Source organism: Mucilaginibacter lappiensis, from assembly GCF_900155965.1.
GTDB lineage: Bacteria > Bacteroidota > Bacteroidia > Sphingobacteriales > Sphingobacteriaceae > Mucilaginibacter > Mucilaginibacter lappiensis.
On record NZ_FTMG01000002.1, the window covers coordinates 573,320 to 598,689 of the forward strand.

Genomic DNA, 25,370 nt, shown 5'->3' on the forward strand with positions numbered 1-25,370 from the left:
TTAGAATTTATTAAATTCTTAGAGATGAGTAAATTAAGAGATCAAATTTACAACTATATATCCGGAATAAAGGGAGCCTTTTCTGGTTATTTAGCATGTAGTCGATGTGACACTGCAACACAACACTGTATCAGTCAATAAAGTTTTGTATTGAGCAAGTTTTATCTACTCCCTCTCGCTATAAATGAAGTTGTAGATTAACATTTTGTTACAATATCAATATCTTGGGCCGGTGGGTAAATCAAATTTCGTAGTTTAGCGGCGCCCTTAATGTGACTCAAATGTTCTGGAAACATACCGCTTCGTTCATCCTTAAAAACAGACTCATCGTATTTATCTGCGTTTTGGCACTGAGTGCTTTTATGGGATTTGAAGCGTCGAAAGTAAAAATAACCTTTAACGGGGGTAAAGTGCTGCCCGTTACCGATTCGGCCTATATCCGCTATAATCAGTTTAAACAAACCTTTGGCCAGGATGCCTCATCGATGGTTTTGGGTATCAAATCAGACAAGATATTTGATAAAGATGTTTTTAATGACTGGTACCTGATTGGCACACAGCTTAAACAGATCAATGGTGTAAAAGCCGTGGTTTCGGCCGCTAATGTGTATAATTTGCAAAAGGATACCCTGCAGCACCGTTTTATTGTAAAGCCCTTGGTTACCGGCGTATTACCCTCTACACAGGCGGTTGATAGCGTAAAGCAACAACTTTTAAACCTCCCATTTTACAAAGGGATAGTATTGAGTAACGATGGCAAGTCGACCTTAATGGCTATCACTTTTGATGATAAAGTGATCAACACCCCCAAGCGTGTGCCTGTTATCAATAAAATGCTTCAGCTAGGGCAACAGTTTGAGCAAAAGCATGGCATCAAGGTACATTACTCGGGCCTGCCGCTGATACGCACCGTTGTAGGCAACCTGGTGGCGCATGAGTTTTCCATGTTCCTGGGCCTGTCTATATTGATCACGGCTATTATTCTGCTCATTTTTTTTCGGTCGTTTTTCCCGGTGATATTCCCGGTGCTTATTGTAGTGCTGGGTGTGCTGTGGAGTTTGGGCATCTTATATATGATGCATTATGAAATGACCATTTTAACCGGCATCATACCGCCGCTGGTGGTGGTTATCGGCATCCCGAACACTATCTTTATCCTCAATAAATACTACCACGAGTTTGAAATATCGGGCAATAAAATGGAGGCTTTGGCCATAGCGCTCGAAAAAGCGGGCATCACCACCTTTATTGCCAACATTACTACCGCTATTGGTTTTGGCGTATTGTGCTTTACCAACAGTGAGCTATTAACCCAGTTTGGTTTGGTGGCTTCGCTGGGTATACTATCCACATTTGCTTTAAGTTTGATATTGGTGCCTATTGTATTCAGCTACCTGCCTGCTCCAAAACAAAAACAAACCGGTATGAAGGATAGCCAGTGGATGAAAGCCTTATTGATTAAGCTGGACACCCTGGTTCATCAAAAACGTAAAGCCATATATATCACTACGCTGGTGCTGGTGCTTATTTCGGCCGTGGGCATTTATCGTATCAATATCAATGGTTATGTGGTTGATGACCTGCCGCAGCATAACAATACGCTGGAAGATCTGAAATTTTTTGAATCGAATTTTAACGGGGTACTGCCATTAGAGGTAAGTATCGATACCAAACGAAAAAATGGTGTAGTGAACCAAACGGTGATCCGCAAGGTAGAAAAACTGGAAAAGCTGATCTCCTCATATCCGCAGTTCAGCCGTTCTATTTCCCTCATCCAGGTATTAAAATTCTCTACCCAGGCATTTTATGGCGGTAACCCGGAATATTATCGTTTGCCCGACGGTATGGAGCAGAGTTTTATCTTGAACTATGCCGCTAATTCGGGTAAAAATACATCGGGCGCGCTGAATACTTACCTGGATAAAGATCACCGGATAACCCGGGTAACCTTTGAAATGATTGACGCCGGTTCCAAAAAAATGAATGTGGTACTGGCCGAGCTGCAACCCCGTATCGACTCGATATTTAACCCAAAAAAGTTTCATGTGGAGCTTACCGGATCGAGTATCATTTTTATAAAGGGAACTAATTACCTGCTTAAAAACTTGTATGAAAGCCTGGCCTGGGCTATTTTTCTGATAGCCGGGGTGATGTGGATATTATTCAGAGGGGTAAAAATGATAGCCATTTCGCTGGTGCCCAATCTGGTGCCGTTGATTATAACAGCAGGTATCATGGGCTTTTTTGGAATCCCATTGAAACCATCAACCATATTGATATTTAGCATAGCGATGGGTATCTCGTCCGATCAGACTATTTATTTTATTACCCGTTACCGCCACGAGCTGCGTTATACCCGTAAAGGGATATCGCGCATTGTGTCTGATACCATCCGCGAAACCGGGGTAAGCATGATATTTATCGCTACGGTACTGTTCTTTGGTTTCGGCATATTCGCGGTATCCAAATTTGGCGGCACCGTAGCATTGGGTATATTGTTATCCATAACGCTGCTGGTGGCCATGATCAGCAACCTCACGCTGCTTCCTGCTTTTTTACTAAGCCTGGATGGCGGTGTGGACCGTAAAAAGATAAAAGGACCGGATATTGAGGAGTAGAAGCCTCACCCCGGCCCTCTCCAAAGGAGAGGGAGTGTAATAAATATAAACGCAAATCAGAACCCACACCCTTTAGGGGAGGGCAGGGAGGGGCTTATGGATCTTAAACTCAACAACAAAGTAGCTGTAATATTAGCAGCCAGTAAAGGATTAGGTAAGGCTGTAGCAACAGCTTTATCTGCCGAAGGTGCCCGGGTGATCATTGGCTCGCGCGACGAGACGGAACTGAATAAAACAGCGGCCGAAATAAAAGCGCTTACCGGTAACGAGGTGATCGCTATACCTGTTGATGTTTCCAAAGCCGACGAGATAGAAGCTTTTGTTAGCAAAGCCGCAAATGCTTTTGGGCAGATAGATATCCTGCTGAACAATGCCGGTGGTCCTCCGTTTGATAAATTCGAAAACTTTGATGACGAGCAATGGCAAAAAGCTTTTGACCTTAATTTGCTAAGCGTTGCGCGCCTGAGCAGACTGGTATTGCCGCATATGCAAAAAACAGGCAGCGGGCGCATCATCAATATTGTGAGTGTTTCGGTAAAGGCGGTGTTGGGAGGTTCGGTGCTGTCAACTACGATGCGGATGGGCGTGGTAGGGATGGCTAAACTCATGGCCGATGAATTTGGTCCGTACAATATCACCGTAAATAATGTGGCCCCGGGATTGATCCTGACCGACAGGATAAAACATACTTTACCCAAAGATGTGGACCCCGAGCAGGCCATTAAAGACAGGGCGAAAAGCATACCGCTTGGTCGTATCGGTAAACCCGAGGAGCTGGCTGCGCTCGTTACCTTCCTGGCATCAGACCAGGCTGCTTACATCAGTGGTACAACTATACCGGTTGATGGCGGCGCCAGCAGGAGTATTTATTAACTTAGCGCCTGTTGGTTTTTAAAGGACTTGCCTTTTGTAAAAAGCGATATTAAACCACTTATAAACGTAACAGACGTAAGGCCCATCACAAAGCTGGCCCATTTGTCGATAGTGGAGTGATCGGCACTTTGCAGGCTAATGATTAAAGCGGTGATAAATATAATTCCCGAAATAATGATATACGTTTTGGATCTCAATCTCATTTGGTGCTTTTTATATTTATAAAGATATAATTTTATTGTCGCCGAAAAAATAACGGATCAGGCGCCTTTTTTTGTTTCGCGTAAATAATCAATAATCAGAGTAACAATACTGATGATACCGGCTATGGTTAAGCCCAGCGCGGCACCCTGAACCAGGTCTTTCCACTTGGAATGGAATAAAGCAGGGATAGCCATTGATGCCGAAAACAAGATTACGGCTATCAACAACATCAATACCGTACGCCTTACTTTATTTTTCATTCGTCCAAATTAAAAAAATCATTTATAATTTCCGTATTTTTGCAACCTCTAAAAATTGAGGTGAACTATATACATGTATAAGGAATATAAGCAGTTAAACCTATCGCAAACAGGCAAAGAGATACTGGAGTTTTGGAAGCAGAACAACATATTTGGCAAAAGTATCAGCAGTCGTCCGGCAAATAACCCCTACACGTTTTACGAAGGGCCGCCGAGCGCTAATGGTATGCCCGGTATTCACCACGTGATGGCGCGTTCTATCAAAGATATTTTTTGCCGTTACAAAACGTTAAAAGGTTTCCAGGTAAAGCGTAAAGGTGGCTGGGATACCCATGGCCTGCCCATTGAACTTGCCGTTGAAAAAGCTTTAGGGATAACCAAGGATGATATTGGTAAAAAGATAAGCGTTAAGGATTATAACGATGCCTGCCGCAAGGAAGTAATGCGCTATACCGACGTTTGGAACGACCTGACCGAAAAAATGGGTTATTGGGTTGATCTGGACGATCCGTATGTTACCTACGAAAACGAATACATTGAAAGCCTTTGGTGGATACTGAAGGAGTTTTATAAAAAAGATCTTTTATACAAAGGTTACACGGTACAGCCGTATTCGCCAAAGTCGGGTACGGGCTTAAGCTCACATGAGCTAAACCAGCCGGGTACTTATAAAATGGTAAAGGACACTTCGATAGTGGCCCAGTTCCATTTAAAAAACGACCAGCAGCATCCCCTGATCCCCGTTTTATTTGAAGATGTAAACGAGGATACCGCGATACTGGCCTGGACAACCACCCCGTGGACACTACCATCAAACTGCGCGCTGGCCATTGGCGAAAATATTGATTACGTAAAGATCCGCACCTTTAATCCGTACACCTATGAGCCGGTGAGCGTAGTGTTGGCCAAAGCATTGATAGGCAAATACTTTAAAACCGAAGGTGAAAAGGCTTCTTTCCAGGATTATAAAGGTGGTGATAAGATTATCCCCTGGGAAGTAAGAGCCGAATTTAAAGGCGTTGAGCTTATAGGTTTGCGTTATCACCAGCTGATGCCTTATGTAAGCAACGAAAATCTGGAGAAAAACGCGTTCCGCGTAATACCTGCCGACTTTGTGACTACCGAAGATGGTACAGGTATAGTACATACAGCTTCCATATTTGGAGCGGATGACTTCAGGGCCTGTAAAGAACAAAACGTACCATCGGTAATGGTACTGGATGAAACGGGCAAAGAAGTTCCACTGGTTAACAAACAAGGTCGTTTTGTTGATGAAGTGACCGATTTTGCCGGTCGTTATGTAAAAGAAGAATACTATAGTGATGCAGAACGTGCCGAGCCTGGTTTTAGGGCAACGGATGTACTGATCTCCATCAAACTAAAAGAAGACAATAAAGCGTTTGACGTTAAAAAATATGAGCACAGCTACCCGCACTCCTGGCGCTCAGATGAACCAATATTATATTACCCGCTCGATAGCTGGTTTATCCGTACTACCGCGGTAAAGGATAAAATGGTGGAGCTGAACAAAACCATCAACTGGAAACCGGAATCAACCGGTACAGGTCGTTTTGGCAACTGGCTGGAAAACCTGGTCGACTGGAACCTGTCGCGTTCACGTTATTGGGGTACACCGCTGCCTATCTGGCGCGAAGAAAACGGTTCGGAAGAAAAATGTATCGGCTCCATAGCTGAACTGAATGCCGAGATCGAAAAATCGATAGCAGCCGGTTTTATGCCTGCAGGCTTTAAGCTGGAAGACATGCACCGCCCTTATGTGGATGATGTGATCCTGACATCGGCTGCCGGCAACAAAATGTTCCGCGAGCCCGATCTGATTGACGTTTGGTTTGACTCAGGCGCTATGCCTTACGCGCAGTGGCACTTCCCTTTTGAAAACAAAGAAGAGTTTGCTGCCGCCTACCCTGCCGATTTTATTGCCGAAGGTGTTGACCAAACCCGTGGCTGGTTCTTTACCCTGCACGCTATAGCCGTAATGCTGAGCGAATGCAGCGACGAAGTAAAAGCGGTGAATGCCAAAGTGGGCAACAAAGGTATCTCGTTCAAGAACGTGGTTTCAAACGGTTTGGTGCTGGATAAAAACGGCAACAAAATGTCAAAACGTTTAGGCAATGCTGCCGATCCGTTCCTGACCATTGAACAATATGGAGCCGACGCCGCCCGCTGGTACATGATTAGTAATGCTGCGCCATGGGATAACCTTAAATTTAACGAAGAAGGTATTGACGAAGTGCGTCGTAAGTTTTTTGGTACATTGTACAACTCTTACTCCTTCTTTGTGCTGTATGCCAATATTGATCAGTTTAAATACAGCGAACCCGAGATAGCATTGGCGCAACGCCCGGAAATTGACCGTTGGGTAATATCCTTACTCAATACCCTGAGCCGCGAGGTTGATGGTTTTTATGCCGATTATGAGCCAACCAAAGCCGCCCGTGCCATACAGGAATTTGTAGACGCGCACTTTAGCAACTGGTATATCCGCTTAAGCCGCCGCCGTTTCTGGAAATCAGATAACTCCGACGATAAACTGTCGGCATACCAAACCTTGTACACTTGTTTGATCACCATCAGTAAATTAATGGCGCCAATAGCACCGTTTTTTGCCGATAGTTTATATAAGGACCTGAACAAAGTTACGGGTAAAGAGGAGTTTGAATCGGTACACCTGGCATATTTTCCAACCTACCATGACGAGCTGGTTGATACCGATCTGGAAGAACGGATGCAGCTGGCACAGGATGTATCGTCTTTGGTGTTATCATTACGTAAAAAGATCGAAATCCCTGTTCGCAGGCCGCTCAGCAAAATATTATTACCTATATTGGACAAGGGCTTTAAGCAGCACGTGGAGCAGGTAAAAGAATTGATATTGTCTGAAACCAACATTAAGGATATTGAGTATATTACCGATACCGCGGGCTTCATTAAAAAGAAAATAAAGCCAAACTTTAAAGCCCTGGGCCAAAAAGTAGGCAAGGATATGAAGGCTGTAGCAGAGGCTATAAATAATTTCACACAGGACGATATAACCAGGCTGGAAAGCGAGGGTGGTGTTAATGTGCTTGATAACAAGTACTTAATACAGGTTACAGATGTGGAGATCATCGCCGAGGATGTTCCCGGATGGCAAGTTGCAAATTTAGGAAAACTAACTGTGGCTTTAGATGTTACCATAACCAATGAATTAAAAGAGGAGGGGATTGCGAGAGAGTTGATAAACCGTATCCAGAACCTGCGTAAAACAAAAGGTTTTGAGGTTACTGATAGGATCAATGTTCGCATTAGCGAACATCCTTATATCAGCGAAGCGGTAAAAAATAATTTATCCTATATTTGCGCCGAAATTTTAGCCGAAAGCATAGTGCTTGACGCTCAGTTACATGAGGGGGACAAAGTAGAGATTGACGGAAATGAAATTTTTATTGTTATTAGTAAAGTATAAATGAAAGTAGAAAACGAAAAAACCAGATATTCAGAATCTGACCTGCAAGAGTTTAAAACTCTTATTCTTGATAAACTGCGTTCTGCCAAAGAAGAATTAAACGCCCTGGCAACTTCGTTAAGCTCGCCAAATGCGAACGGAACTGACGATACTGCCGGTACTTATAAAACATTAGAAGATGGCTCGGCCACACTGGAAAAAGAACAAATTAACCAGTTAGCCGCCCGTCAGAAAAAATTTATTGACCAATTGGAAGCCGCCCTGGTGCGTATTGAAAACAAAACTTATGGTATTTGCCGCGAAACCGGTAAACTGATACCAAAGGAGCGTTTGCGCGCTGTGCCGCACACTACCTTGACTATGGAAGCTAAATTAAAGCAATAAATGAAGGCTGCTTACACCAAACCTTTTCTAACTGCTATATTTATTATTCTTTTTGACCAGATCATTAAAACCTGGGTAAGGGCACATATGTTCATGGGCGAAGAAATTCGCTTTTTGGGCAGCCATGGTATGTTGCATTATACCGAAAACAATGGTATGGCATTTGGCATGGAATGGGGAGGTGATGCAGGTAAACTTGCTTTAACGCTGTTCCGCATTTTTGCGGTATGTGGTATTGTTTATTGCCTTATTTATTTGATAAAGCATAAATACCACCGCGGCCTCATCATGAATGTGGCGCTTATTTTAGCCGGAGCCGTAGGTAATATCATCGACTCCACCTTTTACGGCATCATGTACAACTATGCTCCATTATTTCACGGGCGCGTGGTTGATATGTTTTATTTCCCGTTGCTTAGGGGTACGTTCCCGGCATGGGTTCCTGCTTGGGGTAATGAGGCGTTTGAGTTTTTCAGACCCGTATTTAACCTGGCCGATGCCTCTATATGTGTAGGCGTTATTATGATCCTGATATTTCAGAAACACTATTTTAAACATGAAGTTCCTGAAGTAAACAGCCCCAACAGTGAAATGGTGGAAGAATAAAGATTTAATTTTACAAAAAATATAAAAAAAGCCGCTTAACGCGGCTTTTTTTATGCTTATATACGTGTCATTTCGAACGATAGTGAGAAATCTTTTACGCCAAATACTTCGCTCCCGCGAGATTAGCGCAGCGTATCTCGTGGGTGGCATGGTTAAAGCTTTCAGCTTTAGTTCAGCTGAAAGCTGAGGCATGTACACCACGGGCTGAAAGCCCGCGGCAGCTGTTGATGACAAAGTCAGAGGTTGAACCTGAGTCTATACCAGCTTCATACCCACCGGATCCCATTTAATGATCCTGTTCTCAAAATAACTATCGTTACAAGCGAGGCAGGGAGCGGCGGCGCGGAAGCCGAAGGCGGCATCCTCCACCACGGGTTTACCGGTACGCATCGAATCAAAAAAATTGGCGAAATGTTCGTTGGAGTCGTTATAGCCTTCGGGCTCGTGATAGACCACATCATCCATTTTGGGCGCCTGCTGGTCGGCAGCGGAATATTTTTTATTATATTCCTCTACAATCGCTTTTTGCATAGCTTCAGGATAGGTTCCGAATGAATCCCAGCCGCCATAACCCGGCGCTACCGGCATTTTGCTTTTATGGATGGTAAAGCCGCCGCCATCACTCATGTCAATAACCCCTTCAGAACCGATGATCCTGGTAGAGGCGCGGTCACCTTCGCCGCTTACAAAATTTACCCTCAGCGTAGCCTGAAAAGCCGGGTGTTCCGGCGATTCGGGATAGGAGATCACCGCGCTCATCACATCAGGTACATTACGGCCGTCCTTCCAGTAGGTTAAACCGCCTATCGAAAATATTTTATCGGGTCCTTTGGAGCCGGTTATAAAATGAATGCCGGATAGCAGGTGTACAAACAGGTCACCGGCTACACCAGTGCCGTATTCGCGGTAATTGCGCCATCTGAAGAAACGGTTGCTGTCATAGGCATGCTTTACCTTGCTGTTGGCCTGGTATTGCTCCCAGCCCACCGTTTGAGGCGATGCATCCAGCGGAATGGTATATTGCCAGGCGCCCAGCGCGCTTTGCCTGCTAAAAGAGGCCTCTACCGCGTTGATCTTGCCTATGGTGCCTGCCTGGTAAAGCTCCCGGGCTTTTTTAAAGGCAATGCCGCTTACCCGCTGGCTTCCCACCTGAAAAACCGCTTTGGTTTCCTGCTGGGCCTTTATTTCATTCAATCCTTCGCTGATGTGATGCACCATGGGCTTTTCGCTGTAAACGGCCTTGCCTTTGTGCATTGCCTCTATGGATATGGGGCTGTGCCAGTTATCGCTGGTAGCTACAATAACAGCATCAATATCCTTGCGGTTTAAAATATCATGGTAATTATCGGTAGTAAAAATATTGGAGCCATAAACCTCCTTAGCTCGTAGCAGTCGACCTTTATACAAGTCGCAGGCGGCAACCAGTTCCACACCAGGAACGGTAAGCGCCGCATGTGTATCGTTAAAACCCATAATACCCATGCCTATGGTGGCTATCCTGATCTTATCATTGGGGCTCACGCGTTTTTCGGCCTGTAAAATTCTTTTTTCATGTTCTTCTTTGGCGGCCAAACTGGTGAGCGATGCCGAAGTAAGGAGAACCGATGTGCCAAATTGTTTTAAAAACTTTCTTCTGTCTGTTGCCATAGGTAAACGGTTTAAGGTCCGGTAAATGAATAATTGGTTAATACGATCGGGTATGTACTGCAGGCGCAGCTACGGGATGTATTTATATGCAATTTAAAACAACAAAATTTAGCTTGCAACTTTTTAATTTTATTTAAAAAGTTTAATTTGCATACCGTTTCCCAATTAAAACATATCCCTTCTGTATGAAAAAATTATCCTTATTGCTTTGCTGTTGCCTTGTGCAAGCACTATCGTTTGGTCAGGTTGCCCAAAGCGGCTTATCCATTATCCCCGAACCGGTAAAAACAACACGTTTGGCGGGCCAGTTCCTGCTGCCCAAAAGTGTTATTGTGGAGGCAGGCAGCCAACCCGAACTGGCGCCGGTAACCAGCTATCTGAAAAAGAAGCTATCTACCGCGCCGGGTTCGTCTGTTATTGTCAAAAGCGTAGCTCCAACGGCCTCTATCAGGCTTGTCCTCAATAAAACTACCGATGCGGCGATAGGTACCGAAGGATATACCCTTTCGGTAAAAGCAAAAAAAATTGTGATCAGGGCTAACGATGCGGCGGGCTTGTTTTATGGTGTGCAAACGCTGATGCAATTATTGCCTGCTGATATTGAAAGCGCGCAGCTGGTGAAAAATGTGAAATGGACCGTGCCTTGTGTGGAAATTACCGATTACCCACGCTTTGCCTGGAGAGGATTAATGTTTGATGTGGCGCGTCACTTTTTTACTAAAGCAGAGGTAAAACAATATATAGATGCCATGGTGAAATACAAACTGAACCTGTTGCACCTGCACTTAACTGATGATGAAGGCTGGCGCGTAGAGATCAAGAGCTTACCCAAGCTAACTTCGGTTGGTGCTTATAACGTTAAAAAAGTAGGCCAGTTTGGTACATTTACTCCTCCGGCAGCTAATGAGCCACGCACTTATGGTGGCTTTTACACCCAGGATGATATCCGGGAACTGGTACAATACGCCAAAGACCGCTTTGTGAATATATTACCGGAGATAGATGTACCGGGGCATAGCCTTGCCGCTGTAGTGGCTTACCCGGAGTTGTCGTGCACGCCGGGTGCCGATAAATATGTGGTTAATTCCGGCGAACCGTTTATGAACTGGGATGGCCCGCATAATACGGCTATTGTGGATAATACCCTTTGCCCGGCTAACGAAAATGTATATACCTTTTTAGATAAAGTAGTGACCGAAGTGGCACAGCTGTTCCCGTTTGCTTATATACATATGGGAGGCGATGAATGCGCCAAAAACTTCTGGGAACAAAGCGATGCTATTAAAGCCCTTATGGTCAAAGAAGGATTGAAAACGCAACAGGAGGTACAGAGCTATTTTGAGAAACGTTTGGAAAAAATAGTAGAATCAAAAGGTAAAAAGTTCATGGGCTGGGACGAGATTATTGAAGGGGGCCTTGGTCCAAATGCTGCGGTAATGAGCTGGCGAGGAATTAAAGGCGGTATTGAAGCGGCCAAACAAGGTCATGAAGTAGTAATGAGCCCAACCACTTTTACCTACCTCGATTACATGCAAAGTGATCGGGTGAATGAAACCCATATTTATGCTTCCTTACGCCTGAGCAAATCGTACGAGTTTGAACCGGTTCCTGATAGTGTTGATGCCAAACTGATCAAAGGCGGCCAGGGTAATTTATGGACGGAACAGGTATATAACATACGTCAGGCCGAATACATGACCTGGCCAAGGGGTATGGCCATAGCCGAGTCGGTATGGTCGCCAAAGGAAAAGAAAAGCTGGCCTTATTTTTTTGGCAAGGTAGAGAAACAGTTCGATCGTTTTAACGCTGCCGAAACCAAGTACGCGCCAAGCGCTTATGATCCTTCATTCAACGCTATACGCAATGCTGATGGCACGCTAAAGATAACGCTGACCAATGAGGTGGATGGTTTGGATACTTATTACAGTTTTGATAATTCGTTCCCCGATAATTTCTATCCAAAATATACCCAACCCATTGATGCACCCAAGGATGCAACGACGCTAAGGGTGATCACTTACAGAGGCAAAAAACCGATAGGTCGGATGGTTACGATGCCACTGTCTGAATTGAGTAGCAGGATTAAATAAATAATAGTTCCTCCCTAAAATAAAAAAGCCCGGAAGGCTTACCTGCTGGGCTTTTTTATTTTAGGGTCCTTTGTCATTCTGAACGGAGTGAAGAATCTTCTTCATCACACAGATTGGTCTGCTCGGCTCTCGAAGAAGATCCTTCGTTCCTCAGGATGACAACCTTTCTTTTTATAGTGTTACGTCAATGACGTGATTTTATGGATCAAGCTTTTTTACTTCAACTCCGGAAAATTAGCATTATCAAAAATGCTTTTTTCGGCCGCCATTTTTTCTACATCCTGCCATTTACGGGGGGCATCTATGGATAAAATAGTGCAGCCGTTTTTGCCTATCAGCACGTCGTCCTCAATACGCACACCAATGTTCCACCATTTTTTGTCGCAAGGGCTACCAGCTGGTATATAAATGCCTGGCTCAACGGTAATGACCATGTTGGCCATGAGGTTGCCGTTATATGCACCCTTATCATGCACATCAAGGCCCAAATGGTGCGAGCATCCATGCGGATAATATTTTTTAACCTCTGAGGCGTTTTTGATAAGTCCCAGTTTGATTAAACCGGCGGCAAGTACTTCGGTCGCCTTTTGCTCCACACTGGCATAAACTACGCCTTCTTTGCATAATTTAAAGATCTCTTCCTGCGCATCGTATACCAATTGATAAATGACGCGTTGCTCATCGGTAAACTTTCCGTTGGCAGGCACGGTGCGGGTTACATCGGCCGAGTAGCCATGATATTCGGCGCCAACATCCATCAGCGTAAGCTGATTATTCAGTTTGGTGGCGTTGTTTTCTTCATAATGTAAAATGCAGGCATTGGCGCCGGCGCCCACTATTGGCGGATATCCCTCGTCTTCGGCGCCATATTTTTTGTGCACATACATGAAAATACCTTCCAGTTCTCTTTCAGACATACTGGGTTTTATAGCCCGCATGATCTCGGCATGGGCAAGGCTGGAGATCTGTACAGATTTTTTTAACAGCTCCAATTCTTCGGGTGTTTTTATGCCGCGCAGGGTGTTGGTATATTCAGCATAGCTTGATATACCCCCAAAGCCGGTGCTGATCTTTGTTTTTACATCAGCCAGGGTTGCAGAATCGGGCTTATTGACCAGTTCCTGTATAATGGGACTATTTTTATAGGCTTCTTTATTCAACTTAGGTTTAAGGTAAGCCGTTACGAGACGATTTAGGTTTGCCGGACTGGCATATTTACCAATCAGCGTCAGGTCGTACAGTAATTGTTGATCTACATGGGGTATGGAGGCTTTGGTTTTAAATGTGCTGATCAGGTTCCTTAGCTCACCGGCTGAACCATCGCCGGTGACATCCTCAGGGGGACTATCATAAAATACAGCGCTGAATTTTTTAAAATCTATCGGAAAATCAAGAAAAGCTTCGCTGTTATAAACGCGTTTAAAGCCTAGCTGGCTCTTCACGCCTTCAACGCCCAGCCTTTTACCGGTCACCTGTTCGCGCAGTGGATCACGATGACGCACAAAGAATAACTCATTATAGCTGCTATCGCCATCGGCTTGCATATCCTTAAATATCAACAGTGCCGCATTAGGTTCTTTGTATCCCGAAAAATAATAAAGATCGGGGTTGGCATGATAAACATAATTTACATCGTTTGAAAAAAGCTGATCCGGATATGAAAATATCACGGTTACTGAGTTGGCAGGCATCAAATCCCGCAGGGCCTGTCGCCGCCCGGCATGGAACTCTTTGCTCAAATAATCGGTTGGTACATTTTCGGTTTTACTGGTTGTTTGTGAAAAAACCTGGAGAGTGCCGAGGCACACGGTGCCCGCGACAAAAATTAATTTTTGAATGAATTTCATAATTGATGTGGTAGGGATGACCGAATATACAAAAAAGAGATATAGTAAAAAGAAAAATAGGTAGCACCACAAAAAAGAGGCTGTATCATCAATCAACTTGACCACCCTTGATGGCGTGTTACCTATGAATTGAAATTTAGCCGATAATATTTATACAAATTGGGTTTACATGTTTTTCGGAGAAAAACTAACAATTACTTGATAGTCAACTATTTAAATCAATGTTAACTATAAAGAGTGTAAACCATGTAAACCCACTTTTTGTTAATGGAGTCAATCCAACTCAATACTATACATCGCTTAAGTATCTGAATAGGTCAAAAAAAAAGAGGCCGATCATGATTTATGATACGGCCTCTTTTTTTTTAAAGTCTTTTGAAAAGATCGGTTATCAATTAGCCCGTTCGCCTTTTGTTTTTGATGCTATCTGCAGGGCTTTGTAGGCATTTACAATACCGCCGGTTTTGCTCAGAGAAGCAAAATCAACCTTGATGGTTTTGCTGCCTGGTCTCAATACCATAGTCCCAGTTAAAGGCGTGGCCGATTGCAGGATGATCTGTTTCAGCTGCCTGGCGCTTAGGGTTGGATAATATTCCAACAGTAAAGCCGCCACACCGGCCGTTATCGGTGATGAGAAACTGGTGCCATCCTCGGTCATAAATTCGGCATCGGTATCAACTGTAGTTACTTTAACACCCGGGGCAAATACATCTACATTCTTTTTGCCATAGTTAGAGAAATCACCGGCCAGGTGTTCGCCCAATTTAGGGCCCGATGCACCAACATTGATCACGTTATCAGCATCGGTTGACGAACCATCTAAAAAAGTATCATTCGGATAATCTGGAACAACGTCCACATCCTGACTGTCGTTACCTGCCGCTTGTACCAGTAACACATCTTTTGATGCTGCGTATTTAAAAGCTTCGTCGAGCCATTCTTTGTGTGGTGATATCTTTTTACCAAAGCTCATGTTAATGATGCGGGCGCCGTTATCAACCGCGTAACGGATGGCATTGGCTATATCTTTATCGTATTCATCACCGTTGGGCACAGCCTTTATAGCCATAATGCGCACATTATCGGCAACGCCATTGATGCCATAGCCATTGTTGCGGATAGCCCCGATCAAGCCGGCTACACCGGTACCGTGTGAGGCATCTGAAAACTTAAGCAGATTGTTGCCATAAGGCTTTTGATCCATGCTATCTACATTGTCGCCAACGATGCGTTTACGCGCTTCCAGATCTGGCGACAGGTCATTATTTAACTTAGCCAGGTACTCGCTCAGATCTTTGATAATGGCGGCATTAGTTTTATTGCTGCCCTCCTGCGAGAAAATAGAATCCCAAACATATTTGCTTTGTGTAAGGGTATCATTAGCCAGTTTAAGTTTTACCAGGTCGGCTTGTTTAAAAGTGCCATTGGCTGGCAGGCTAAGCCCTCTTTTGATATAACCGCTGGTTACCATCAGCGCATTCATGATAGGTTGCAGCTGCTCTGTTTCGGTGCGTGATTTGGTAACCGTGCTATCATAAGTAGTTTTTACACGTTTCCAATAGGCGTACTGTTTTTTGTCAACCGCGTTGGTATCGGTGATGTTTTCAAATTTACCTTTCAGCTTATTATATTCACGAACCTCCTCGGTGGTTTCATTAAAATCAGCTTTGCCATCGGGGCCGCCCAAAAAATTCCAGCCGTGTATATCATCCACATAACCATTGTGGTCATCGTCGATACCGTTGCCGGGAATTTCCTTGGTATTGGTCCAAAGGATACTTTTCAGGTCTTTTTGTAAGGTATCAATACCACTATCAATGGTAGCTACTACCACAGGCTTGCTTTTTTTGCCCTGCAAAAAAATGTAAGCGGGTTTAAGGCTGATGCCATAAAAACCGTTTTCTTTCAGATCCAGCAGCTGCCAGCCTTTTGGGGGCTCTGGCTCTGGTTTGGGAAGTACTTGTGCAGAAGTTGTTTGACTTAATGTTATTGCAGTTAATAAGGTGGCGCCGGTGATTAATAGTTTGTGGTAATTGAACATGTACAAAAATTAGAAAATAAAAAAATAATTTGGGGCCCTCTAAATCTCCCCCGGTAGGGGAGACTTTAATTTTGCCTTTTTAAAGCCCTCCCTGCCGGGAGGGTTTGGGTGGGGCTCTTAAAGGTCGAATTTAATCCCTTGTGCTAATGGCAACGTTTTTGAGTAATTAATAGTATTTGTTTGGCGCCTCATGTAAACTTTCCAGGCATCGGATCCGGATTCGCGACCGCCGCCGGTTTCTTTTTCACCGCCAAACGCGCCGCCTATTTCTGCACCTGATGTACCGATGTTTACATTAGCTATACCACAGTCAGAACCAGCATAGGATAAAAATTGTTCTGCCTCGCGCAAATTATTAGTCATAATAGCCGATGATAAACCCTGCGGAACACCGTTCTGCAAATCAATGGCTTCTTCAAGCGTACTGTATTTTATCAAATAAAGTATAGGTGCAAAGGTTTCGTGCTGCACTATTTTAAAGTGATTTTCCACCTCGGCTATACACGGTTTTACGTAACAACCCGATGAATAGTTGTCGCCTTCCAGCTTACCGCCTTCCACTACAAATTTGCCGCCTTCAGCTTTGCATTTTTCTATAGAGTCCAGGTACAAGTTCACCGCGTCGTGATCAATCAGCGGGCCCATGTGGTTATACTCATCCAATGGGTTACCAATGCGGATCTGCTTATATGCATTCACCAGCTTTTTTTTGAAAGCGTCATAAACACTTTCGTGGATGATTAACCTGCGGGTGCTGGTGCAACGCTGACCGGCAGTGCCTACCGCGCCAAATACCGCGCCGATGAGCGACATGTCCAGATCTGCATTTTCGCTGATGATGATAGCATTGTTGCCACCCAGTTCCAGTAAGCTTGTGCCCAAACGTGCACCTACAGCCGCGCTAACCGCCTTACCCATGCGGGTTGAACCGGTGGCTGATATTAAGGGCACACGGGTATCGGCCGCCATCAGTTCGCCAATGTTACGGTCGCCAATGATGAGGTTGGATACGCCTTCTTCAATATTATTCTTTTTAAATACTTCCTGGGCAATATGTTGACAGGCAATGGCGGTCAGCGGTGTTTTTTCTGATGGTTTCCAGATACAAACATCGCCGCACACCCAGGCCAGCAGGGAATTCCAGCTCCAAACCGCTACCGGGAAGTTAAATGCCGAAATAATACCCACAATGCCCAGTGGATGGTATTGCTCGTACATGCGGTGGTTGGCCCTTTCAGAGTGCATGGTTAATCCATACAGCTGGCGACTCAGGCCGACGGCAAAATCGGCAATATCGATCATCTCCTGAACCTCGCCCAGGCCTTCCTGCAGGCTTTTGCCCATCTCGTAGGATACCAGGCTACCCAGGTCGTGTTTGTGAGCGCGTAAAGCCTCGCCTATCTGGCGTACGATCTCGCCGCGTTTTGGAGCCGGGGTATTGCGCCAGGTTTTAAAAGCTTTGGCGGCTTGTTCTACCACCTGGTTATAATCACCTTCGGAAGCAAATTTTACCGAAGCTATTTTTTTGCCGTCAACCGGCGATATGATATCTTTTATGGTAGCGCCAGCGCTGCTGCCCCAGTGGTTTCCTGTACTAAAAGCATCATTAATATCGTTTATATGTAAACGTTTTAGAATGTCTGAAATATCGAGGTTCATAATTGTTACTTTTGTCAAAGGTAAAAATCTTAAGGCAATTTTTAGTTTCCCCACTTTTGGCTCGTGAATTGATTGTCGTTAATTATCAATACTTTGCAAGCAAATCATGTTGAAAATGTGCGAATGTTGAAAACTAAATTGTTTATTGGAGGCTTACTTGTTGTAATTTGAACTCAATAAGTCTTTACGAAGCAATAACAATTGTTAACCTAAAGCGGATGTTCTGCAAACAAAATTGAATGGAAGAAGAATTTGAATTTGGTTTTACCGAAGATCCAAAGTTTTCGGTAGAACGGTACGAGGAGATGATCCGTAATCACGACCAGTACTTTTTTGATGCCCAGGCGTTTGAGAACATTATCGACTACTACATCGAGAAAAATGATCCGGCCAAGGCGCTGCAAGTAGCAGAATACGCGCGTAACCAACACCCTTTTGCTGCAGTTTTTTTAATTAAACAGGCACAATTACTGGTAGTTACCAACAAAGTGACCGAGGCATTTGCGGCTTTGGAAAAAGCGGCCATGCTGGAGGCTTCTGATGCGGATATTTATATTATCCGCGGCAACCTGTACGAAAGTATGGAGCGCTATGGCGAAGCCCTGGAAAATTATGAAAAAGCGTTGGGCCTGGCTGAGGAGACCGACGAGATCCTGCTGCATATTGCTTACGTGTACCAAAACATGGGCGATTATGACACGGCCATAACCTATCTTAAGCTTTGCCTTAAGCAGAATATGGAGAACCAGGATGCCCTTTACGAACTGGCTTTTTGCTACGATGTAATGGACAACCAGCAGGAGAGCGTACAGTTTTATCAGCAGTATATTGATAACGAGCCTTACAGCTATGCCGCATGGTATAACCTGGGCAACGCCTACACCAAGCTGAGCTTGTTTGAAAAAGCTATTGACGCGTATGATTATGCCATACTGATCAAAGACAGCTTTGCATCGGCCTACTTTAACAAGGGTAATGCCCTGGTTAACCTGGAAAAATATGCCGAAGCTATTGAAGTATACCGCCATACCTTTGAGTACGAGCAGCCTAATGCTGATACTTACTGCGCTATTGGCGAGTGCTACGAAAAGCTGGAGCAAATGGACGATGCGCGTGCCTTTTATAAAAAATCGGTTAAGATGGACCCTAAGCTGGCCGATGCCTGGTTTGGCATAGGTGTTACGCTTGATTTTGAGGAGCGCTATTTTGAAGCCCTGCATTTTTATAAAAAAGCGCTCGACCTGGATATCGCCAATGCCGATTATTGGTTTGCCATAGCCGATGCCGAGTATAAACTAGGCCACATGACCGAAGCCGAGCAGGCTTACGAAAAAGTGGTAGAGCTTAATCCGCTGGATATTGATGCCTGGCTTGACTACTCATCTATCTTGTATGAGCAGGAGAGGCTAACCAGCGCTATCGAGATTATATCGGAAGCGATCAAAAATAATCCTGAAGCGGCAGAGCTTTATTACCGTATGGTGGCTTATTTATTTGCCAAAGGCGAATACAACGAAGCGCTAAACCACCTGGAAATGGCCCTGACCAGCGACCCGGAAAAGCATTATATACTTTTTGATTACCTGCCGCAATTACAAAAAAACAAAGTGATTGTAGATATTATTAATAAGTATACGAAATAAGCTTTCGGATGTGCGGATTTGCAAATATGCAGATGTGCAAATGATAAAGCGGATGATGATTGATGTTTTGATCAATTTTCATCCGCTTTTTTGCATATAAATAAAGTCTTCCTTCTACTATCCTTCCATCCATCATTTGCATATCTGTACATTAATTACTCATCTGCACATTCGCACATCGATAACACATCTATCTTAAATTTTACAAAAACTTCATCATTTCCACATCTGAAATTAGCACAATTGCATAACTGAGTCAGTTTTTTTTCGGATATTTGTATCGTTAGAACTTTTAGTTATAGGCTATAACCATCTATTGTATGAATTATATGATCAATGATCTTCCCGAACGTACAGCTAAACCCCGCGATAAAGGCATCACCATGGTGATGGACAAAGGACTAAGTTTAAGGCAGGTAGAAGATTTTCTGGAAGTAGGTGGGCCTTATACAGATATTGTTAAGCTGGGCTGGGCAACTTCTTATGTTACCCCCAATTTAACCGAAAAGATAAAGCTATACCAGGAAGCAGGGATCCCCGTATATTTTGGCGGTACTTTGTTTGAAGCTTTTATTGTACGTAACCAGTTTGATGATTACTGCCGTTTATTGGATAAATACAAACTAGAACATTGCGAAGTGTCTGACGGATCGATCACCATTGAGCATGAGATTAAATGCGAATACATTAGTCGTTTGGCAAAACAGGTTACGGTTATATCAGAAGTAGGTTCCAAAGATGTGCAAAAGATATTTGCACCTTATAAATGGATCAAACTGATGAACGCCGAAATTGAAGCAGGCTCCTGGAAAGTGATAGCCGAGGCCCGTGAAAGCGGAAACGTAGGTATCTATCGTGACTCAGGCGAGGTAAGGCAGGGCCTGGTTGATGAAATACTTACCCAGATACCCGAAGGAACTATTATTTGGGAGGCTCCACAAAAAGCGCAGCAGGTATGGTTTATTAAACTGATAGGCGCTAACGTGAGCCTGGGTAATATTGCACCAACAGATGTTATCCCGCTGGAAACATTAAGATTAGGGATCCGCAGTGATACTTTCGACCACTTTTTGAATTTATAACTGATCTTACTATATGAATTGAGAAGTCTCCGGGTTAATTTCTGGAGGCTTTTTTTGTTTTATGCTTTTGTGAGGAGAGCAGGATGTTTTTCATCGCGCGTCATTTCGAGGTACGAAGCAATCTCTATACTACACAGCAAACCCTGCAAATTGGAGATTGCTTCGTACCTCGAAATGACGCGCTGAATATTATAATGATAGTCAAATTAGTGTGAAACTTTACACATAGCCCCATATCTATACATTATCTACATATTTAATCAATAATATAATTATTAAGGAGTTAGAAATAAATTTTCTGTAAATAATACAAAGTAATTTAATAATTATATATATTAGTAAATCGTTTTATCAATATATGATTTGTGAAGTTGTTTTAGGCGATAGGGAAAGTGCTTTTATGATTTGGCCGTATGGCATATATTAATTGTGAAACTTATCAAATTAACCTTATAAAACACCACACTATGAAAATCAAAACTACGTTTTTGAGCGCCCTGCTGCTTGGGGCCGTCATGTCCTGTTCAAAGCAAACTCAAATTGCCGATCAATCCAAAAACGATCCTCAGAAAAACAGTAAATTAACTACCCAGGCCGACACCCCGCTTACCTGGCAGGAGCATTGGTTTGAACACAATCAGTTACTTAACCGCGTATTCAGCGATACCAGCGTAGCGGTTTATTATGATAATGATGTTGACCGCAGCATCACATGGCCCTACACCTACCTGGCACAAGTTTGGAATTACACTAAGAAAACTTACGGCTCATTTGGAGCAGAAACCCGGTTATATGTGATATTGCATACCGCCAAATACAGCGGTGGCCACCCTAGTGTATATATGGATGGCAGTCACGATTACCGGAATGTAATTGATTGCGGATCAAATAGCACCACCGCCTGGACCGCCGGAACCGGAAATGACCTTGACCTCACCACTCATGAAGTTGGACACATTGTGGAGGGAGCCTCCAAAAATGTACATAACTCGCCCGCGTTTGGTATCTGGCATGATAGCAAATGGATGGAGATGTACATTTATGACGTGTATCTTGGCCTGGGCAGAACATCCGATGCCCAGCGCTGGTACAACCTGGTATTAAATAACTCCGATACCTATCCACGGGCCAATACGCATTGGTTTAAAGATTGGTTTTACCCGCTGTATACCCAATACGGAAAAACCGCGGTGCTTAACAAATATTTTACATTGTTGGCTGCTAATTTTCCAAAACATACTGTTTCAAACGGCGTAACCAATATCAGCGAGTATACCAGGGGGATGAATTTTGGCGAATTTGTACATTTCTGGAGCGGCGCCGCAGGCGCTGATCTGAAACAGCTGGCCCTTACTGCTTTTGGAAATAAGGACGAACAAGGCAACGACTGGACCGTACAATTGGAACAGGCTAAGGCAACATTCCCCAATGTAACTTACCCCGGCAGCACCCCAACAACCGTAACCCTTACCGTTAGCAAAGAAAACAGCGGTGGCCCGGGCGCAAACGAAGGTTCATTAAAAATGATCGATAATGACCTAACCTCCAAGTTTTTTGTGGCAGGTTATGATACGGGCTTCTGGGCTCAGCTAGCCTATCCATCGGCAGTAGTACTCAAAGGATATGCCCTCACTTCGGGCAATGATGCACCTGATCGCGATCCTAAGAGCTGGAAATTAATGGGCTCCAATGATGGCAGTAACTTCACTCAGTTGGATGTGCGTACCAATGAAAGTTTTCCTTCCCGCAATCAAACCAAAAGTTATACGTTCACCAATAGCACTGCTTACAAATACTACCGTCTGTATATCACTGCAAACAACGGAAGCCCCGATTTCCAGTTGAGCGAATGGGCTGTTGTTAGTCAATAACCCCTATTTTAAATAACCGCAGTAAGTTTTAAATAAGCCGCGATAGTATCGCGGCTTATTCGTTTTTGTGCCTTTGCAATAAGTTTGTTTAGCTATCTTGGACATGAATATCATTTGAGCTATAAAACTATTCAACAACAGCTATGACTACTGAAGCTGAAAATTCATCAATAGAAAATACCGGACAAGAGACCGTACAGGTGTACTCTGATAATTCTATAGAGGTGGCGGCTTTGTTAACCCTCTCAGGAGGTTTCCTGGATGTATTTACTTATGTTGGGCATGGCGGCGTATTCGCCAATTCCATGACGGGTAACATTGTGTTTCTGGGTATGTACACCGCAATGGGCGATTGGCAGCAGGCCATGCATCATATTCCGCCTATTATAGCATTTTTGATCGGGGTGTTCTTCGCTTATCGTATGCACCTGCCATCGGTATTAAAATATCTGCCCAAACCTGCGTTAACCTGCCTGGGATTTGAAATCGTTGTGCTTATTGCCTGCTCATTTTTATCAGATTCTTTTCCCGACATCCCCTTAGTGCTTGCTATATCGCTGGTAGCGGCCATGCAAAATTCCAGCTTTACCAAGTTGGAAGAATGGACTTACAATTCCGTCATGACCACTGGCAACCTGCGCCGTTTTGCCGAAGCTTTTTTTCGTGGAACGATGCCCGCCCGTAACCCTGTTGCCCTGCGCGAAGCCCGTATGTTTGGCTTTGTGTGCGTTTGCTTTTTAGCAGGTGCTATCCTGGCCGCACTAACCACCAAACGTATGCATGATTATGCCCTGTTTATACCCGCAGGCACTTTACTTATCGCATTCGTTATTTGCTGGCGCCGGCAAAAGGCGAAAATTTTGTATCTTAGAATTAAAAAACATGATTAAGAATTTAGTAGCGGCTACAGCCTTGATCCTATTGAGCAGCTTTGTAGCTCCATTACCTGCCGATGTTAAAAATTACTTTAACATTGCCGAAGAGCAATCTTTTGATAATTTACATTATAAACTATCCTGGAGTTCGCACCCTGCCGAAAACTATTATAAGCAGGAATATTTACCTGCTGGTGAAACATCTGAGCATTTTGATCATATGCTGGTGATGGATTTTGCCATAACCGAAGCGACTGTCAGTCAATTGATCCAACAAAAAAAGGTCGAGCTTGAAAAACAAAAACCATCGGACCCTATTATTAATTACGAGCTTTATGAAAAAGCAGGAGAGCTTATGCTTGATTTTATATTGAGTGATAGCAGTAGCGGCAGTTTAAATATAGTTGAGCACAACATTTACAGGTACAGAAGCTATACAGATAAAGCGGGGCATAAAGGTGTTTTACTGATTGGGATAAGCGAAAGGGCTTATGGAAAAAATATTAAAGCTTTCCTTACTGCCCTAAAAGGAACCAGGATTAAACAACTCAATAAATTTGCGGGATATAAAATCCCGGATATTGAGATCAAACCTTAGCTCGCAGAGTTCTCTGGGTATCTGCTTTTGAAATTCAGTATTTAAACTTGGCGGTTTTCTTGCTAATATTACGCCATGAAACAATACGGGCTTATAGGCTACCCCCTTTCACATTCTTTTTCAAAGAAATACTTTGCCGAAAAATTCAAGAACGAAAATATAACGGATGCTGCTTACGAACTGTATCCTCTCGAAAATATTAAAGATCTGCAGGATCTGCTGGATGAACACCCGGATATCTGCGGTCTTAATATCACCATTCCTCACAAGGTGGCCGTATTGCCTTACCTGGATTGGATTGAACATGACGCCCGTAAGGCCGGAGCAGTAAACTGTATCTGCGTAATTGCCGAAAGCCCTTTACAAGCGGCTTTTACAGGTGAAGTTGGCGTAGAGGGGCATGATTTCAGATTAGAAGGATATAACACCGATCTGTATGGGTTTGAGATGTCTATCCGTCCGCTGATCAAAGATTCTAATGATGAAGCCCTGGTACTGGGCGATGGCGGTGCCGCAAAAGCGGTAAAATGTGTGCTGGAAAACATGGGCATCGCTTACAAAACGGTTACCCGAAAACCGCATCCCGATCATATTTTGTTCAGCGATCTGAAACCGCATCATATTAAACAGCATAAGATTATTATTAATACCACCCCTGTTGGTACAGCACCCAAAATTGATGAATGCCCGCCCATCCCTTACGAGGCCATAACCAATGAGCATTTGCTGTATGATCTGATCTACAACCCCGAAGAAACCTTATTCTTAAAAAAAGGTCGGGAGCAAGGCGCCGCAACCAAAAACGGATATGAAATGCTGGTACTGCAAGCAGAAAGATCATGGGAGATCTGGAATACTAAAGACAGGCGGGTATGAAATATGCAGGACTATTGATGGCAATCCTTTTCTTTTTGGCGGCATGCGGCGGTAACCATGATTATTCGCCAAAACCGCGGGGATATTACCGCATTGCTTTTCCTAAAAAGGAATATCAGGATTACAATACGGGTTGCCCCTATTCCTTCAGCTATCCCAAATATGCCATTATTGAACCCGACAGAACCAAAGGAGCTAAGCCATGCTGGGTAAATATGCAGTTCCCGCAATTTCATGCCACGCTACATTTAAGCTATCAGCCGGTAACCTCCAAAAAAGTATTTAATGAATTGGTGGAGGATGCCCGCACCTTCGCTTTTAAACATACCGTAAAGGCTACTTCTATAGATGAAGGCGTAATAGGCTATGCCGACCGTAAGGTTTACGGTATTTACTATACCATCGACGGCAACGCGGCTTCATCGGCCCAGTTTTTCCTGACCGACAGTACCAAAAACTACCTGCGCGGCGCCCTATACTTTAACTCCGAACCCCGCCTGGACTCCATTCAGCCCGTGCTCAATTTTATCAAGCAGGATGTAGCTGTGATGATTAAGAGTTTTAAGTGGAAATAGGTAGAGGCGAGAGATAAGAATCAAGAAACAAGGCAAAAAAATAAATTTGTCATCCTGAGCGATAGCGAAGGATCTTCTTCGATATGCATGCAGTACAATAGATGCTTCACTCTGTTCAGCATGACAAACCGTTTGGAAAAAGAAGACCTGTCACA

The 25,370-nt window shown here is 43.9% G+C and carries 19 protein-coding genes; 13 read left to right on the plus strand and 6 right to left on the minus strand.

Annotation, left to right across the window (positions count from 1 at the left end):
* The first annotated feature begins 281 nt into the window (after positions 1-281).
* Positions 282-2,618 carry an efflux RND transporter permease subunit gene (locus BW976_RS06605; protein ID WP_076371625.1) on the plus strand — a complete coding sequence of 779 codons (2,337 nt, stop codon included), beginning with the start codon at positions 282-284 and terminating at the stop codon, positions 2,616-2,618.
* 96 nt (positions 2,619-2,714) lie between these two features.
* Complete coding sequence (locus BW976_RS06610) at positions 2,715-3,491, plus strand: SDR family oxidoreductase (protein WP_076371627.1); 777 nt, start codon at positions 2,715-2,717, stop codon at positions 3,489-3,491.
* Here the strand turns inward: BW976_RS06610 and BW976_RS06615 are convergent.
* Together BW976_RS06615 and BW976_RS06620 are read right to left on the minus strand one after the other, a co-directional pair.
* Positions 3,488-3,694 carry a hypothetical protein gene (locus BW976_RS06615; protein WP_076371629.1) on the minus strand — a complete coding sequence of 69 codons (207 nt, stop codon included), beginning with the start codon at positions 3,692-3,694 and terminating at the stop codon, positions 3,488-3,490. The genes BW976_RS06610 and BW976_RS06615 overlap by 4 nt on opposite strands.
* Positions 3,695-3,751: 57 nt before the next feature.
* Positions 3,752-3,955 carry a hypothetical protein gene (locus BW976_RS06620; protein ID WP_076371631.1) on the minus strand — a complete coding sequence of 68 codons (204 nt, stop codon included), beginning with the start codon at positions 3,953-3,955 and terminating at the stop codon, positions 3,752-3,754.
* A 73-nt stretch (positions 3,956-4,028) separates the two neighbouring features.
* On the opposite strand from BW976_RS06620, the gene ileS reads away from it, so the two are divergent.
* The 3 genes from ileS to BW976_RS06635 are packed head-to-tail and all read left to right on the plus strand — an operon-like array spanning position 4,029 to position 8,411.
* A complete protein-coding gene (gene ileS / locus BW976_RS06625) occupies positions 4,029-7,421 on the plus strand; it encodes an isoleucine--tRNA ligase (RefSeq protein WP_076371633.1) in 3,393 nt (1,130 codons plus the stop codon).
* On the plus strand, positions 7,422-7,805 hold the full coding sequence (locus BW976_RS06630; RefSeq protein ID WP_076371635.1) for a TraR/DksA family transcriptional regulator: 384 nt from the start codon (positions 7,422-7,424) through the stop codon (positions 7,803-7,805).
* Positions 7,806-8,411, plus strand: coding sequence for a lipoprotein signal peptidase (locus tag BW976_RS06635; RefSeq protein ID WP_076371637.1), 606 nt, complete (start codon positions 7,806-7,808; stop codon positions 8,409-8,411).
* Between the two features lie 255 nt (positions 8,412-8,666).
* On the opposite strand, the gene BW976_RS06640 is transcribed toward BW976_RS06635, so the two are convergent.
* Complete coding sequence (locus BW976_RS06640; RefSeq protein ID WP_076371639.1) at positions 8,667-10,058, minus strand: Gfo/Idh/MocA family protein; 1,392 nt, start codon at positions 10,056-10,058, stop codon at positions 8,667-8,669.
* Between the two features lie 185 nt (positions 10,059-10,243).
* Between BW976_RS06640 and BW976_RS06645 the strand changes: the two genes are divergently transcribed.
* Positions 10,244-12,148: a beta-N-acetylhexosaminidase gene (locus BW976_RS06645; RefSeq protein WP_076371641.1), complete on the plus strand. Its 1,905-nt coding sequence runs from the start codon at positions 10,244-10,246 to the stop codon at positions 12,146-12,148.
* Between the two features lie 215 nt (positions 12,149-12,363).
* On the opposite strand, the gene BW976_RS06650 is transcribed toward BW976_RS06645, so the two are convergent.
* The 3 genes from BW976_RS06650 to amaB form a co-directional block, all read right to left on the minus strand.
* A complete protein-coding gene (locus BW976_RS06650) occupies positions 12,364-13,995 on the minus strand; it encodes an aminopeptidase P family protein (RefSeq protein ID WP_076371643.1) in 1,632 nt (543 codons plus the stop codon).
* 391 nt (positions 13,996-14,386) lie between these two features.
* Positions 14,387-16,036 carry a S8 family serine peptidase gene (locus BW976_RS06655; RefSeq protein WP_076371645.1) on the minus strand — a complete coding sequence of 550 codons (1,650 nt, stop codon included), beginning with the start codon at positions 16,034-16,036 and terminating at the stop codon, positions 14,387-14,389.
* A gap of 117 nt (positions 16,037-16,153) precedes the next feature.
* Positions 16,154-17,695, minus strand: a complete 1,542-nt coding sequence (gene amaB, locus BW976_RS06660) for an L-piperidine-6-carboxylate dehydrogenase (RefSeq protein ID WP_076371647.1) — start codon at positions 17,693-17,695, stop codon at positions 16,154-16,156.
* Positions 17,696-17,934: 239 nt separating this feature from the next.
* Between amaB and BW976_RS06665 the strand changes: the two genes are divergently transcribed.
* The 7 genes from BW976_RS06665 to gldD all read left to right on the plus strand — a co-directional run bounded on the left by BW976_RS06665 (position 17,935) and on the right by gldD (position 25,215).
* Positions 17,935-19,338 (plus strand): tetratricopeptide repeat protein, encoded by a 1,404-nt coding sequence (locus BW976_RS06665; protein WP_076371649.1) that lies wholly within the window; start codon positions 17,935-17,937, stop codon positions 19,336-19,338.
* A 320-nt stretch (positions 19,339-19,658) separates the two neighbouring features.
* Positions 19,659-20,420 (plus strand): phosphosulfolactate synthase, encoded by a 762-nt coding sequence (locus BW976_RS06670; RefSeq protein WP_076371651.1) that lies wholly within the window; start codon positions 19,659-19,661, stop codon positions 20,418-20,420.
* Positions 20,421-20,887: 467 nt separating this feature from the next.
* Positions 20,888-22,291 (plus strand): discoidin domain-containing protein, encoded by a 1,404-nt coding sequence (locus tag BW976_RS06675; RefSeq protein ID WP_175614056.1) that lies wholly within the window; start codon positions 20,888-20,890, stop codon positions 22,289-22,291.
* Positions 22,292-22,434: 143 nt separating this feature from the next.
* A complete protein-coding gene (locus BW976_RS06680) occupies positions 22,435-23,181 on the plus strand; it encodes a YoaK family protein (RefSeq protein WP_084192086.1) in 747 nt (248 codons plus the stop codon).
* The gene (locus tag BW976_RS06685; RefSeq protein WP_076371655.1) at positions 23,174-23,764 is read left to right on the plus strand and encodes a hypothetical protein; all 591 of its coding nucleotides are present in this window, start codon (positions 23,174-23,176) and stop codon (positions 23,762-23,764) included. Before BW976_RS06680 ends, BW976_RS06685 begins: the two co-directional genes overlap by 8 nt.
* Positions 23,765-23,839: 75 nt before the next feature.
* The gene (locus BW976_RS06690) at positions 23,840-24,640 is read left to right on the plus strand and encodes a shikimate dehydrogenase family protein (RefSeq protein WP_076371657.1); all 801 of its coding nucleotides are present in this window, start codon (positions 23,840-23,842) and stop codon (positions 24,638-24,640) included.
* Complete coding sequence (gene gldD / locus BW976_RS06695) at positions 24,637-25,215, plus strand: gliding motility lipoprotein GldD (protein WP_076371659.1); 579 nt, start codon at positions 24,637-24,639, stop codon at positions 25,213-25,215. The genes BW976_RS06690 and gldD overlap by 4 nt, the downstream gene beginning before the upstream one ends.
* Positions 25,216-25,370: the final 155 nt, after the last annotated feature.

Coding starts and splice junctions, on each gene's coding strand:
- BW976_RS06605 (WP_076371625.1), top strand. CDS start 282: ATGTTCTGGAAACATACCGCTTCGTTCATCCTTAAAAACAGACTCATC.
- BW976_RS06610 (WP_076371627.1), top strand. CDS start 2,715: ATGGATCTTAAACTCAACAACAAAGTAGCTGTAATATTAGCAGCCAGT.
- BW976_RS06615 (WP_076371629.1), bottom strand. CDS start 3,694: ATGAGATTGAGATCCAAAACGTATATCATTATTTCGGGAATTATATTT.
- BW976_RS06620 (WP_076371631.1), bottom strand. CDS start 3,955: ATGAAAAATAAAGTAAGGCGTACGGTATTGATGTTGTTGATAGCCGTA.
- ileS (WP_076371633.1), top strand. CDS start 4,029: ATGTATAAGGAATATAAGCAGTTAAACCTATCGCAAACAGGCAAAGAG.
- BW976_RS06630 (WP_076371635.1), top strand. CDS start 7,422: ATGAAAGTAGAAAACGAAAAAACCAGATATTCAGAATCTGACCTGCAA.
- BW976_RS06635 (WP_076371637.1), top strand. CDS start 7,806: ATGAAGGCTGCTTACACCAAACCTTTTCTAACTGCTATATTTATTATT.
- BW976_RS06640 (WP_076371639.1), bottom strand. CDS start 10,058: ATGGCAACAGACAGAAGAAAGTTTTTAAAACAATTTGGCACATCGGTT.
- BW976_RS06645 (WP_076371641.1), top strand. CDS start 10,244: ATGAAAAAATTATCCTTATTGCTTTGCTGTTGCCTTGTGCAAGCACTA.
- BW976_RS06650 (WP_076371643.1), bottom strand. CDS start 13,995: ATGAAATTCATTCAAAAATTAATTTTTGTCGCGGGCACCGTGTGCCTC.
- BW976_RS06655 (WP_076371645.1), bottom strand. CDS start 16,036: ATGTTCAATTACCACAAACTATTAATCACCGGCGCCACCTTATTAACT.
- amaB (WP_076371647.1), bottom strand. CDS start 17,695: ATGAACCTCGATATTTCAGACATTCTAAAACGTTTACATATAAACGAT.
- BW976_RS06665 (WP_076371649.1), top strand. CDS start 17,935: ATGGAAGAAGAATTTGAATTTGGTTTTACCGAAGATCCAAAGTTTTCG.
- BW976_RS06670 (WP_076371651.1), top strand. CDS start 19,659: ATGAATTATATGATCAATGATCTTCCCGAACGTACAGCTAAACCCCGC.
- BW976_RS06675 (WP_175614056.1), top strand. CDS start 20,888: ATGAAAATCAAAACTACGTTTTTGAGCGCCCTGCTGCTTGGGGCCGTC.
- BW976_RS06680 (WP_084192086.1), top strand. CDS start 22,435: ATGACTACTGAAGCTGAAAATTCATCAATAGAAAATACCGGACAAGAG.
- BW976_RS06685 (WP_076371655.1), top strand. CDS start 23,174: ATGATTAAGAATTTAGTAGCGGCTACAGCCTTGATCCTATTGAGCAGC.
- BW976_RS06690 (WP_076371657.1), top strand. CDS start 23,840: ATGAAACAATACGGGCTTATAGGCTACCCCCTTTCACATTCTTTTTCA.
- gldD (WP_076371659.1), top strand. CDS start 24,637: ATGAAATATGCAGGACTATTGATGGCAATCCTTTTCTTTTTGGCGGCA.